The sequence below is a fragment of the Microcoleus sp. D3_18a_C4 genome, from assembly GCF_036702415.1.
Taxonomy (GTDB): Bacteria; Cyanobacteriota; Cyanobacteriia; order Cyanobacteriales; family Microcoleaceae; genus Microcoleus.
On record NZ_JAUBTI010000015.1, the window covers coordinates 17,240 to 29,662 of the forward strand.

Here is a 12,423-nt window from a genome sequence, read left to right on the forward strand (position 1 = left end):
TATGAGTTTTGCCGAACAAGCAATTAATATTTTGATTGTCGAAGACGAACTGTTAATTGCTAAAAATTTATCCCCAAAATTAGAAAAATTGGGATATCAAATCGCCGATATCGTTTCTTCAGGAGCGGATGCCATCCAGCGCGCCCGCGAACTAAGACCCGATTTAATTTTAATGGATATAGTTATCAAAGGCGACATTGACGGCATAGAAACAGCAGCAATAATTAATCAAGAATTAGATATACCAATTATCTATACAACTGCCTATGCCGACGACGAAACTTTGCAGCGAGCCGAAAATACTGGTTCTTACGGCTACCTGCTCAAACCTTTTAAAGAAAGAGAAATGCACGCCACTATCAAGATAGCACTGAGCAAACATCAAGAAGCAGTTAATCTGAAAAAAATAATGGCGTTAGCAGCAGAAAAAAGCGAAAATAGATCGCGCTTTATTTCTATGGCTTACCACGATTTAAACACTCCTTTAACTACTATACAGTTATCGGCTGAAATGCTAGAAGATAGCGACTTGCCTAGAACCGCAGGAAGTCCCAATAAAAATGTCTATCGCATTAAAAAAGCCGTCAGTAATATGAGTGGGCTGCTGGAAGATATTTTAATGCTTAGCAAAGCAGAATCCGGCAAAATATCCTTAAATTTAAATCAGATTAATGCGACGGATTTATGCAATTCAATTTTAGAAGAACTGCAACCGATCGTCACCGATAAACACCTAGTACATTTCCGCAGCCAAACAAATCCGCTTCACGCCAATCTTGATGCAAAACTACTGCACCACCTCCTGACTAATTTGCTTTCAAACGCTATTAAATATTCTCCCAACGGCGGCAAGGTGAGTTTAGAATTAAGCTGCGAAAACCAACAAATAATTTTGTGCGTTCGAGATGAGGGAATTGGGATGACAGCGGAATATCAAGAAAAACTATTTCAGCAGTTTGAACGGGGTGCTAATGTAGGCAAGATTAAAGGATCGGGTTTGGGACTGTGCATTGTCAAACACATAGTTGACCTGCACGGCGGTACAATAAGTGTGGAAAGTGCGATCGGCAAAGGTACTACATTTATTGTCACGCTGCCTTTGTTAGTCAGTAGTCAATAGTCATTAGTCAGTAGTCATGTCCGGTAAAATAAGCACAATACTTGTAGGGGCGGGTTTCACCAACAATCTATCATCCAGACTAACAATCTACATAAACCCGCCCCCACCACGCGACAGAATTTCATCGCGGACGATTCAACGGAGAGGAGATAAAAGTATCGGGGGGGCGGGTTTATGAGATTGTAGATTACAGGCAATTATTGTTAGTGAACCCGCCCCTACAAAATTCATACAAGTCTCAATCAGGCCGGACATGATATCATTTTTAAGCAAATCTATTGGGAGACAAAAGCTCGATCGCCCTATCTTCTTCTCCCCCCGCCCAATTAGCAAATCGCTCCGCCAAAGGAGGTACAATAGTCAAAGGATTGCTGAGGCCAGAAAAAACGTTCAATCCAGGGCGATCGGCAATCGACCCCACTACAGGCAAATTATCAGCGCTGAATGCCACACTACACTCGTGCCAAGTTGCAGGTAAACCTGCCAAATCAGGCAAAACCTTGGCGATTCCTGCACGAATTGCCGTTTCGCTGGTTTCGCGATCGACTTTAGCATTCAAATCGCTCAAAGTGCGCGACAATTGCCCGATCCGCAAACTGCCATCATTAAACTGAATGGCACCTGAATCTAAAATCGGCGGCTGTAACTCTTTACCCGGTTCATCCCAAAGAAAATCCACCTCATTTCTACTCGATTCTGCTTCCAATTCAAAACGTTTTAATACCGCAGGCATCACCAAAGTCCTGAGTTTCAAATCCACAGGTGCAGTTTCCAAAATCTCGGTGCGAGTAAAATAAACTCCCACAGAAACACCAGCGGCTTTCAGTAAACTCCGACTCCAACCTCCAGCACAAATAACCGTATTTTCGCAGGCATAACTTTCCTGTACCGTCTGGACTCCCGAAATCCGATTTCCCTCTTCGATCAACCCAATTACTTCAGAAAATTTTATAGTTCCTCCCAACCGCAGAAACCCTTGACAATAAGCTTTATTTGTGGCAGTCGGCGAAATGTGACCGTGACGCACAGTCAGAGCTCCGGCGATCGCGCTTTTATTCAACAAAGGTTCCAACTCGCCAGCTTCTGCAACACTCAAAAGCTGCGGAACGATCGCAAAATGCGCGTAATTAGCCGCCACTTTTTCGGCATCGGAGCCCGCATCAATTGTCAGCAACAAATCCAACTCGCGAAATTCAGTATCAGCATCTAATTGGGCCGATAAATTGCGGTGGCGTTCGATACCTTCCCGACACAATTGCCGAGTTAAATCAGTCGTTCCCGACCAATAAGCCAAGCCGCCATAACTAAAACGAGTAGCATTTTGCATGGTAGCATCTTGTTCCAAAAGCAGCACAGCAAAACCTTTTTTTGCCAGTTCGTAACTCAGTGACGCACCCGTAATGCCACCGCCGACAACAATCCAATCGTAACTTTTCATGGGCAACTCAAAGGGAAGGAAAATATCATGCTTAGATTTTAGCTTACGTTTTTTCGGCACCAATCGAAAAACCTCTACCTACAGGAAGAGGCTGCCTGCGATCGCCCTAACTGAAACTTCCACCCGTCGGGAGATGTTTACTTAGAGATATTTTTCGTTCAATAGTAGGAATTAGAGTCAGCAAAAAATTAGAAATACCAGAGAGGTTTTTATGAGTATCGACAAACCGGGCAGAGATATGGAGCGCACTGTCAATCCGGGCGATCGTATTTCCGACAAACCGCAAACCATTGAAGAAAAAGCGCAGCAACTGGCGGTAGACCACGTACCCGACATCGTGGGAGATGTTGTTACAGTTCCAACTTATGTGATCGTCGAAGAACCGGATGGGGAAAAGAAAGCTTTGCACCACGTCAAAGACGCCGACGAAATTTCTGACGTAATTCGGCAGGCCCGCGTTGACGAAAATGGCGAGCGGGTTTGGGATTAAGTTCAATCCAATAAAAACGGCTTTGTTGTACAAAAGTTATCAGAGAAATCATGGAAACAAATCCCAGAAATAGTACGCCCTATCCCAATCTTCCGCCGATTCTCGAAAGTGACGACGCCGAGTACCGCGATGCCGGCATTACAAGTACAGTTTCCGTTGCAGGCCATCCGCTTCACCCAGTGATCGTCATCTTTCCGGTAGCCTTTTTAGTAGGAGCCGCCGGCACGGACATCGGTTATTGGCTGACAAGCGATCCGTTTTGGGCGAGAGCTTCGCTTTGGCTGATGGGTGTCGGTTTTGCTGCGGGGATTTTGGCCGCTATCACGGGCTTTTTAGATTTTTTCAAAGTTAAAAGAGTGCGCGATCGCAGTGCCGGTTGGTTGCACATGGGCGGCAATGTAGCCGTTATGGTACTTACCCTGATTAACCTGGTGTTGCGCCAAGAAAATCCGGCTGAGCCGATCGTCTATACAGGTTTAGCAATATCGATCGTCGTTGCGACCTTGCTGGGCGTTACAGGCTGGTTCGGCGGCGAACTAAGTTTTCGCCACAAAATCGGAGTCATTGGCCCTACCAGCCATAATTCGTAGGTTTCTGACCATTTGTAGTAGGGAGTTCAGTCGGGAGCATCTCAGTTTTGCATTTACAGTGCGAGCGTCCCCGCTCGCGTATTGTACAATACGCGAGCGGGGACGCTCGCACTACAATAAAAAAAATGCTTTTTACAAAACTGAGATGCTCCCCTTCAGTCCCTCTTCAATGGGATAATTTAGGACTAAAGTCCTTACTACAAACTTAAAGATTGTCCCAGCCAATTCAGATAAGCATCGCTGCCAGCGATAATAGGAATAGCAATAATTTCGGGAACTTCATAGGAATGGAGTTCCTGAACTTTTGTTTTTAAAGCCTCAAATTTAGCCAAATCAGTTTTAATCAGCAACTGCCACTCTGACTCGGCATGAATCTCGCCTTGCCAACTATAAATCGAGCGAATTGGTGACAAACTCACACAAGCAGCCAGCTTGTTTTCAACTAGAGATTTCGCGAGATTCTCCGCTTCCGCCTCCGATGCCGCAGTTACCAGCACCACCCCAAAATTAATTGTCATAGTAATCAGTGAACAGTCAATCGATTTTAGATTTTAGATTTTAGATTTTAGCATTGACTTGCGCGAGATAAATACGTTCGGCTCCTTTATCGGATACAGGTTTTTTATTTCTCCACAGATGAATCACGTGGCGGGTATCCTGGATGCTTTCAGTCATCAGTGAACAGTCAACAGTCAACAGTCAACAATCAACCGTTAATCTCATTAACTTCCCAAGAATTGACTCTGCCAGCCCCAGCTAAGGAAAAATAGCGCCTAGTAGATTCCGGCAAAATAGCTCCCGCCAACAAAGCATTATCTAAATTAGCTCCTATTAACGTCGCCTCGCTCAAATCTGCAGCCATCAAATCTGCTTGACACAGCTTTGCCCAATTCAGATTTGCCCCTCTCAAACAACTTCCCCTCAACTTAGCCCCGGTTAAGTTTGCACCCGCCAACTTCACCCCCCGCAACTGAGCCGCGCTGAAATTCGCCCCCGCCAAATTCGAGCCTTCCAAATTAGCTCCCATTAGTTTAGCTTCACTGACGTTAACACCGCTTAAATCTGCACCGCAGAGATTCACCCCAGCCAACTGCGCTCGCCGCAAACTGACTCCTGTTAATTGAGCTCCAAAAAGTTTTGCACTATTGAGCCTTGCACCGTAAAGGTTGGCCCACTTAAAATTAGCTGCAGTCAGATTAGCGCCCAGCAAGTTAACTAATTGCAAGTCGGCGCTGCACAAATTGGCATTCCACAACACAGCACCCCGCAGGTTTGCGCCAGTTAAAGTTGCGCCGCTTAACTTTGCTCTCGGCATTTTTGCTTTTACCAAAAAAGCACCGCTGAGATTGGCTTTTGTCAAATCTGCACCTGAGAGTTGGGTTTCACCCATTTTGGCAAAAGTTAAATTTGTTCTGTGCAGCAGTGCACCTTTGAGTGTTGCTTTGGTGAGAAACGCCCTACTGAGGTTCGCCCCGGAAAGATTAGCTCGCGAAAGGTTGACTCCGATTAAGATTGCTCCGCTGAGGTCTTTCCCGCTGAGGTCGGCTCCAGTAAAGTCTCTTTGTCCTTTTTCGTAATTGTTGAGCAGTTCGCTAACTTCCATAGGGCGTGATACCTTCTATGATTGGGGGGGTTTCGATCGAGAAATCTCTAATCTTAAGGTTGTTTCAGAAATTAGACTGTTTCAGAAATTAGACTGTTCCAGCGTTTGCCTCAAACGGTATAAATCCCAATAACATCACTTTCTGTTTAAAGGCAATCTCTTAATAAAGATTTTATATCTTCCACGCGGTAGCGATCCCGGTTTCGGTATTTTTGAATTAAAAATTAATGTTTCTTGACATAGATAGTCATTGCTTAACGATCGACCGTTATTCGCAACTTCAGGCGCAGCGTGCCCTTGAATCCTGCAGGAGGTTGCCAGGAACTCAAGGCCCTCTTGAGAGCCTCTACGGCGTCTGTTGCTTGCAGCGTCGAGGTTTTAGTGTCGATTGCCAATCGGGCAACGCGGCCGTCTTGTACCAATAACTTCCATACCGTTTCACCGCTAACCCCCGCCGGGAGATTAACAGATTGCAGGTATTGAGTCAAATCCGCGATCGCCCCGGCATCCAACCCTTCGACGCTAACTACTTGGAGGCGAGAAGCCTTTGGCTGCGATGGTTGCAACTCACCGTAACCTCGCGGCGGCGCCATAGCAGGAGCTGGACTCACCGGTGCCGAGTTGCGATTCGAGGTAACGCTGCGAGTGCCGCCCCTAGTTGGCTCTGCCCCTCCAGACTCGAAAATACCCTCATAGCTGACACCCTGCGGCAATTCTACAGGCACTTGCACCCTGCGACGAGATCCATCGGGTTCGACTCGCACTTCTTCGCTCACAGCCACAAAAGCCGTGTATTCCGACAGCAAGCGATAAGTCAGAGCAGTATTAGTCACAGCTTCCACTAGAGATTTAGTCTCGCCACCAAACATTTGATTCATTAAATCTTTAATGCGCGATCGCGCCCAAAGTTGAGCTACCGCCGGATTGCCAAAATCCGTAGCGGTTGCTGTGACTGAAGTTGACTCCCGCTGCCGCCCGCCGGATTGAGCAAAATTAACAGGTAAAACTTGCTCGTAAGCTTTGCCGCCGGCAAGAGTGCCGCGGATGCGAAGTTGGCCGTTAGTTCGATCGGTCTTTTTGCCAAACAAAACCAGTGGCCCACTCGCAAACAAGTCTGGGGGTGCGATCGGATAAATCTCCGGTTTTTCCCCCATTCCTTCCCAACTAATTTGAATATTAGTCAATACCGGACGATTAATTTCACGAAAAAACTTTTCTGCTGCTTCTGCTGACGGTTCATCTTGACGAATTACTTGAGATGTGCCTCTTCCCACTTCCGCCAAACGGTTGAGCAAAAACCGATTCACCGAACCCCCGACACCAAAACTATAAAGTCGATTTCCCGGTTTCAGACTCTGCTTAACCAGAGCCAAAACTTCATTTTCATTACCAATGTAACCATCCGTAATTAATACAATACTCCGCAGCCTTCCCGTAGCCGCCGCCGGAAAATTCATCACTGCTTGAATGCCGTTAAGCAGTTCACTGCCTCCGTTAGCCTGCAACTTTTCGATATAATTAATTGCGCTTTGTCGATTTTCTGCCGTATTCGCTAAAGGAGTAGTTGAAAGCGCTTGCGTAGTGTTGGCAAAATCAATAATAGTAAAAGTATCGTTGGGATTCAGTCCTTGAATGAAGCGGCGCATCAACTCCTTAGATTTTGCTAGTGGTTCGCCCTTTTGAGAACCGGAAGTATCCATCAGAAACACGACATCTTTAGGTACAATTTCATTAGTTTGGTAGTTTAATGCCGGAATCAAATAAGTAGCAAAATGACCGCCCCGCTGGTCGGATTGAGTCAAGACAGTTGAGCGCGTATTTTCGCCCGCCACTCGATAGCGCAAAATTAAATCTTTATTGGGAATTGTGTCAGAATTGGCTAATTGGACTTGCACAATATTTCCCCTGCGGTCAGTTGTAATTTGATGGGAAGTAGAGCGGACATCGCCGATCGCAACTCCGGCATCTATTTCTACCGAAACAGCAATATTGTGACCCGATCGCGTTCCCGGAGGCAAAACAGGCGGGTTAATGCGATCGGCATCGGTATTAACCCCCCCCTGCCCCCCCCTTGCTAAGGGGGGGAATTGAGAATCGCCCCCCCTTACTAAGGGGGGGAGTTGAGAATCGCCCCCCCTTGCTAAGGGGGGGAATTGAGAATCGCCCCCCCTTAGCAAGGGGGGGGTCGAATTTCCCGAAATATAGCGAGGCCCTACCACCATTGGAAACACAAATTCGTAATCGCCGCCAGCAAACTTGAGACTTTCGGTGTAGCGAATCGTAACTTCAATTTTTTCTCCCGGTTTGATATTAGCCAGAGACTGAGTAAAAATATTATCGCGTTCTTGTTCCAACAAACCAGCACTCCGGCCTTGCTTTCTGGCTTGTTCGTACATTTCCAAAGCTTCCTCGCGGCGTTTGATATCAGCTTTAATAATTCGTGAGCCTATTTTAATTTCCATATCATCCACCGCCGCTTCGTCGGGCAAAGGAAATACATAAACAGCTTCTATAGATTCGGGAAAAGGATTTTCAAATTTCTGAACAACTTCGACGCGGGAGATATTGCCAGCTATTTTGGCTTTAACTTCCGTCTGCTTGAGAGGAAAGACTTGTTCTGGGGCCGTATTTGGAGTTTTGACGAACAAACCGCCGACTCGACAGCGATTTTGTGGCGATCGTCCGCCATTGCAATTAACATCGTTACTAGCGAGGATTTTCGGCGACACAGACGAATAATTTTCCCCAGGATCTTTTGCCCGCGCTGCATGGGGAGCAAGCCACGCGCCACACTCTATCGCAGCGAGCAATGCGATACCAGCACAAAGCAACCGTTGAGGGGATAGAACGCAGACAAACTTCATAGCTGTTTTTTTTAGCAGACTTGAGGTGCTTTGTGTATCATGACTTTACGATTGCCGAAACGTTCCTGAGTTAGCTTTTTGGGAAAAATGACTGAGCGCGCAGGGCTGATTTTAGATTTTGGATTTACCCCACAGATAAATCTGGGAGCTTGAACTAGGGTCTAAAATTTTTATCTTTCCACGACTCCTGTACGTGGCAGCGTATCCGTTTTTGGGCTGGGTCAATGCTTCAATTCTAAAATCTAAAATCTAAAATCTAAAATCTAAAATCGATTGACTCGCCTAGGGGCGGACTGGGCGCTGGAACTTTTGTCGAAGCCATGATTGCTCAGGGCGGCTGCTGTCGGCCGCTTGATCCGTATTTGGGTGAGGTCGGTTGGGGCGATCGTCCGCGAACCCAACCTAGAAGATTGTATGATAGTTAAATAATTAAATAACTCTAACCTCAACCTCTCAACTTCTAATAAATTGAAAAAGCCATGAATTTTATTAACCCCAAAACCGACTTTGCATTTAAAAAAATCTTCGGCTCGGCTGACAGCAAAGACATTTTGATTAGCTTCTTAAATGCCATCCTCTACGAAGCGCAGCCAGTCATCGAAGATTTAGAAATTCTTGACCCTTATTTAGCTCCCAAAATCAAAGGAGTCAAAGATACTTACTTGGATGTCAAAGCTAAAATTAGTGGCAGCAAAACAGTGATAATTGAAATGCAAGTATTGAATGTAGAATCCTTTGAAAAGCGGATTTTATACAATGCTACCAAAGCTTACTCAGTGCAATTGAAAAGCGGAGAAAACTACAACCTCTTAAATCCCGTGATTGCCTTGACGATTACAGATTTCCAAATGTTTGAGCATCTGGAAACAGTAATTTCGCGGTTTGGTATCAAAGAAAAAAACAATCTGGTCGAGTATTTGGCGGAGGAATTAGAATTTGTCTTTGTTGAGTTGCCCAAATTTGACAAGACTTTAGCAGAATTAGAGACTCTGACTGATAAGTGGATATATTTCATGAAAACCGCTCGCACGTTAAGGTCTGTGCCGGAAGAGTTGGGAAATGTACCGGAACTCCGCAAAGCTTTTACAATTGCCAATGAAGCAAATCTCGATCCTGATGAATTGGAAGATTTAGAAAGGCGAGAAATTTTTATTCAAGACCAGCGCGGTGCAATTACCAAAGCTACCAGAATCGGGATAGAACAAGGCATCAGACAAGGCATCGAACAAGGCATCGAACAAGGCATCAAACAAGGAAATGTGACATTAATTGTTCGTCAGTTGGAGCGCAGTGTCGGCGTGCTGTCGCCGGAGATTCAAAGTCGCATCGCTCAGTTATCCGCTCAGCAATTACAGAGTTTAGGAGAGGCGCTATTAGACTTTGCCAGTGTGTCAGATTTGACAACTTGGTTGCAAGCACATAACAATCGTCAATAATTTGGTCAAATGGGTGTAGGGGCAATCCCCCGTGGTTGCCCTTATGGATTACCTATGTCACATTTGAGTCTGACCTGACATTGAAGCATCTAAAGTCGAAAATCCTATGAGCAAATTTGTGTTTGTGACCGGCGGCGTGGTTTCCAGCATCGGCAAGGGAATTGTCGGTGCTTCCTTGGGCCGCCTATTGAAGTCGCGGGACTATTCTGTCTCGATTTTGAAGCTAGACCCCTATATTAACGTTGACCCCGGCACTCTGAGCCCGTTTCAGCACGGAGAAGTCTTTGTCACGCAAGACGGTGCGGAAACTGACTTGGATTTGGGGCACTACGAGCGTTTTACCGATACTTCCATGTCTCGCCTCAATAGCGTCACCACGGGTTCCATTTATCAAGCGGTGATCAACAAAGAACGCCGCGGTGAGTATCAGGGGAGCACGGTGCAGGTGATTCCGCACATCACTAACGAGATTAAAGAGCGAATTCATCGGGTAGCAAAAAATACTAATCCCGATGTGGTGATTACGGAAATCGGCGGAACGGTGGGAGATATTGAATCTTTGCCGTTTTTGGAGGCAATTCGCCAGTTTCGCAAGGATGTCGGCCGGCAAAATGTTGTGTATATGCACGTCACGCTGATACCTTGGATTCCTTCGGCTGGGGAAATGAAAACTAAACCGACTCAGCATTCGGTGAAGGAATTGCGATCGATCGGCATTCAACCAGATATTTTAGTCTGTCGGTGCGATCGCCCGCTGTCTTTGGGCATGAAACAGAAATTGTCGGAATTCTGCAACGTGCCCGAAGAGTGCGTCATCACGTCTCAAGATGCTAAAAGTATCTACGAAGTACCCCTGATGATGGAACAGGAAGGTTTGGCCCAACAAACGCTCAATTTGCTGCAACTCGAACATCGCCAGCCAGATTTGCATCAGTGGCAAACTTTAGTCAACAGGCTTTACAGTCCCAATCACAAAATTGATATTGCTTTAGTTGGCAAATACGTGCGGTTGAACGATGCTTATCTTTCGGTGGTGGAAGCTTTGCGGCACGCGGCAATTGCGATCGGCTGCGACCTGAATTTGCACTGGATTAACTCAGAAGATTTAGAATCGGGAAACCTCGATAATTATCTCAAAGGTATCAACGGCATTGTTGTACCGGGAGGTTTTGGGGTTCGGGGAGTTGATGGCAAAATAGCGGCGATCGAATATGCCAAACACCACAAAATTCCATTTTTGGGCTTGTGTTTGGGGATGCAGTGTGCTGTGATTGAATGGGCGCGCAACATCGCCCAACTACAGGATGCCAACAGCGCTGAATTTAACCCAGATACAGCAAATCCGGTAATTAATTTATTGCCAGAACAGCAAGATGTAGTTGATTTGGGCGGTACAATGCGACTGGGTTTGTATCCGTGCCGTGTCAACCCAGACACGCTAGCTTTCAAACTTTATCAGAAAGAAGTGATTTACGAGCGGCACCGCCATCGGTACGAATTTAACAACGCCTACCGCAATCTTTTCTTAGAATCAGGTTATGCAGTCTCCGGTACATCTCCAGACGGCCGATTGGTAGAAATGATCGAATTTCCCAACCATCCCTTTTTCATAGCCTGCCAATTTCACCCCGAATTCCAATCTCGACCTAGCGCCCCCCACCCATTGTTTCAAGGGTTTATCCAGGCCGCTAGCATCCAGGGAAAGCAGGATGTTTTAGAAGATGAGGGTCGCGACTTGGTGGCTGGGAAAGTTGTCGCAAACTGATCTCATATCATGTGCGATCGATTAGTTCTGATATATTAGATGTCTGTAGGGGCGGTTCCGAGTAGACAATATTCAAATCGCCCAGACAATCGACATTACAAAACCCACCCAACAGACCAATAGGATTTGATAGGGGTCGCACTTACCGGACTAGATATCGGGCAGCATTCTCAACGAGTGAAAAACCTCCCCCCCCAACCCTATGCTAGGGCTGGGGGGCTAGTACCACAAGGGAGAAGGCAGAAGGCAGAAGCCAGAAGGCAGAAGGCAGAAGGTAAAAATGCTGATATTTTTACTTAACTTTTTACGGATTTCAAGGGTGATACCAGTTTCAAAAAAAATGCAACTGTAGCCAACTTCCCAACCCCGATAGTCATCTGTCATGCCCAATCTAAAATCTAAAATCTAAAATCTAAAATGGTATGAGTTGTCAAACTATCCTAAAATACCAGGAAACACAGGTTTGAGGAGGCTTTGTGGCTTATTGGAGCAAAATTACTTATGAGAAAAGTACATACATAATTGACCTTGACACTATTAGTGCTTTTTCTAGCGAACTGGATAACAAGCGTATCACCTTTTGGCTGCCTAATAGCAGTCAGCCGATTATCCTCAATCCCCAAGGCAATTCTGAGGCTTACAAGCAAGTTCTCGATTACCTCAAAAAAACCCTTGAGCGCAATTCTAGAGGTTCGTGGATTAAAATTCATTATGACCGCAAAGAATTTGCGATCGATATGAGTCGAATTAGTTCTTTTGCTTGCGAACAGAACGGTCGGCTAAGCTTTTGCCTGCCTGACAGCGCAACTAATATTATTATCCTCCGCCAAAGCAACCCGGAAACTTATCAAGAAATTCAGGAATACATTAAAAATACGACGGGACAATCTCTGCCATGAAGAAGTCATTAGTCATTAGTCATTACTCAGTAGTCATTAGTCAGTAGTCAGTAGTCATTAGTCATTAGTCAGTAGTCATTAGTCATTAGTCATTAGTCATTAGTCATTAGTCATTAGTTAGAAGCATGAACCATGAAGGATGAAGGAGACTATGTTTAGTAAATCCTCACATTCATTTTATTGTTTTTGAGCTAAAATACTTAGGTTGCACCCTAATT

General features: G+C 45.6%; 10 protein-coding genes. 6 read left to right on the forward strand and 4 right to left on the reverse strand.

Features of this window, described 5'->3' with window-relative positions; all coding sequences use genetic code 11:
- The first annotated feature begins 1 nt into the window (after position 1).
- Positions 2 to 1,120, forward strand: a complete 1,119-nt coding sequence (locus QUB16_RS10060; protein WP_333315815.1) for an ATP-binding protein — start codon at positions 2 to 4, stop codon at positions 1,118 to 1,120.
- A 265-nt stretch (positions 1,121 to 1,385) separates the two neighbouring features.
- Here QUB16_RS10060 and QUB16_RS10065 read toward each other — a convergent pair whose 3' ends face one another.
- Positions 1,386 to 2,558, reverse strand: coding sequence for an FAD-binding oxidoreductase (locus QUB16_RS10065; RefSeq protein ID WP_333315816.1), 1,173 nt, complete (start codon positions 2,556 to 2,558; stop codon positions 1,386 to 1,388).
- A 211-nt stretch (positions 2,559 to 2,769) separates the two neighbouring features.
- Between QUB16_RS10065 and QUB16_RS10070 the strand changes: the two genes are divergently transcribed.
- Complete coding sequence (locus tag QUB16_RS10070) at positions 2,770 to 3,048, forward strand: hypothetical protein (RefSeq protein WP_333315817.1); 279 nt, start codon at positions 2,770 to 2,772, stop codon at positions 3,046 to 3,048.
- A 50-nt stretch (positions 3,049 to 3,098) separates the two neighbouring features.
- Positions 3,099 to 3,638 (forward strand): DUF2231 domain-containing protein, encoded by a 540-nt coding sequence (locus QUB16_RS10075; protein ID WP_333315818.1) that lies wholly within the window; start codon positions 3,099 to 3,101, stop codon positions 3,636 to 3,638.
- Between the two features lie 197 nt (positions 3,639 to 3,835).
- Here QUB16_RS10075 and cutA read toward each other — a convergent pair whose 3' ends face one another.
- The 3 genes from cutA to QUB16_RS10090 all read right to left on the reverse strand — a co-directional run bounded on the left by cutA (position 3,836) and on the right by QUB16_RS10090 (position 8,105).
- The gene (gene cutA / locus QUB16_RS10080) at positions 3,836 to 4,156 is read right to left on the reverse strand and encodes a divalent-cation tolerance protein CutA (RefSeq protein WP_333315819.1); all 321 of its coding nucleotides are present in this window, start codon (positions 4,154 to 4,156) and stop codon (positions 3,836 to 3,838) included.
- Between the two features lie 188 nt (positions 4,157 to 4,344).
- Positions 4,345 to 5,241 carry a pentapeptide repeat-containing protein gene (locus QUB16_RS10085; RefSeq protein ID WP_333315820.1) on the reverse strand — a complete coding sequence of 299 codons (897 nt, stop codon included), beginning with the start codon at positions 5,239 to 5,241 and terminating at the stop codon, positions 4,345 to 4,347.
- A 254-nt stretch (positions 5,242 to 5,495) separates the two neighbouring features.
- Positions 5,496 to 8,105, reverse strand: coding sequence for a VIT domain-containing protein (locus tag QUB16_RS10090; protein ID WP_333315821.1), 2,610 nt, complete (start codon positions 8,103 to 8,105; stop codon positions 5,496 to 5,498).
- Between the two features lie 479 nt (positions 8,106 to 8,584).
- Here QUB16_RS10090 and QUB16_RS10095 point away from each other — a divergent pair, with 479 nt between their 5' ends.
- The 3 genes from QUB16_RS10095 (at position 8,585) to QUB16_RS10105 (ending at position 12,205) form a co-directional block, all read left to right on the forward strand.
- Positions 8,585 to 9,541, forward strand: coding sequence for an Rpn family recombination-promoting nuclease/putative transposase (locus QUB16_RS10095; protein WP_333315822.1), 957 nt, complete (start codon positions 8,585 to 8,587; stop codon positions 9,539 to 9,541).
- A 106-nt stretch (positions 9,542 to 9,647) separates the two neighbouring features.
- The gene (locus tag QUB16_RS10100) at positions 9,648 to 11,306 is read left to right on the forward strand and encodes a CTP synthase (RefSeq protein ID WP_333315823.1); all 1,659 of its coding nucleotides are present in this window, start codon (positions 9,648 to 9,650) and stop codon (positions 11,304 to 11,306) included.
- Positions 11,307 to 11,782: 476 nt separating this feature from the next.
- Complete coding sequence (locus QUB16_RS10105; RefSeq protein ID WP_333315824.1) at positions 11,783 to 12,205, forward strand: hypothetical protein; 423 nt, start codon at positions 11,783 to 11,785, stop codon at positions 12,203 to 12,205.
- Positions 12,206 to 12,423 lie beyond the last annotated feature (218 nt).

Bases quoted from the DNA above. Each gene is read 5' to 3' on its own strand.
- QUB16_RS10060 (WP_333315815.1), top strand. From the start codon at position 2: ATGAGTTTTGCCGAACAAGCAATTAATATTTTGATTGTCGAAGACGAA.
- QUB16_RS10065 (WP_333315816.1), bottom strand. From the start codon at position 2,558: ATGAAAAGTTACGATTGGATTGTTGTCGGCGGTGGCATTACGGGTGCG.
- QUB16_RS10070 (WP_333315817.1), top strand. From the start codon at position 2,770: ATGAGTATCGACAAACCGGGCAGAGATATGGAGCGCACTGTCAATCCG.
- QUB16_RS10075 (WP_333315818.1), top strand. From the start codon at position 3,099: ATGGAAACAAATCCCAGAAATAGTACGCCCTATCCCAATCTTCCGCCG.
- cutA (WP_333315819.1), bottom strand. From the start codon at position 4,156: ATGACAATTAATTTTGGGGTGGTGCTGGTAACTGCGGCATCGGAGGCG.
- QUB16_RS10085 (WP_333315820.1), bottom strand. From the start codon at position 5,241: ATGGAAGTTAGCGAACTGCTCAACAATTACGAAAAAGGACAAAGAGAC.
- QUB16_RS10090 (WP_333315821.1), bottom strand. From the start codon at position 8,105: ATGAAGTTTGTCTGCGTTCTATCCCCTCAACGGTTGCTTTGTGCTGGT.
- QUB16_RS10095 (WP_333315822.1), top strand. From the start codon at position 8,585: ATGAATTTTATTAACCCCAAAACCGACTTTGCATTTAAAAAAATCTTC.
- QUB16_RS10100 (WP_333315823.1), top strand. From the start codon at position 9,648: ATGAGCAAATTTGTGTTTGTGACCGGCGGCGTGGTTTCCAGCATCGGC.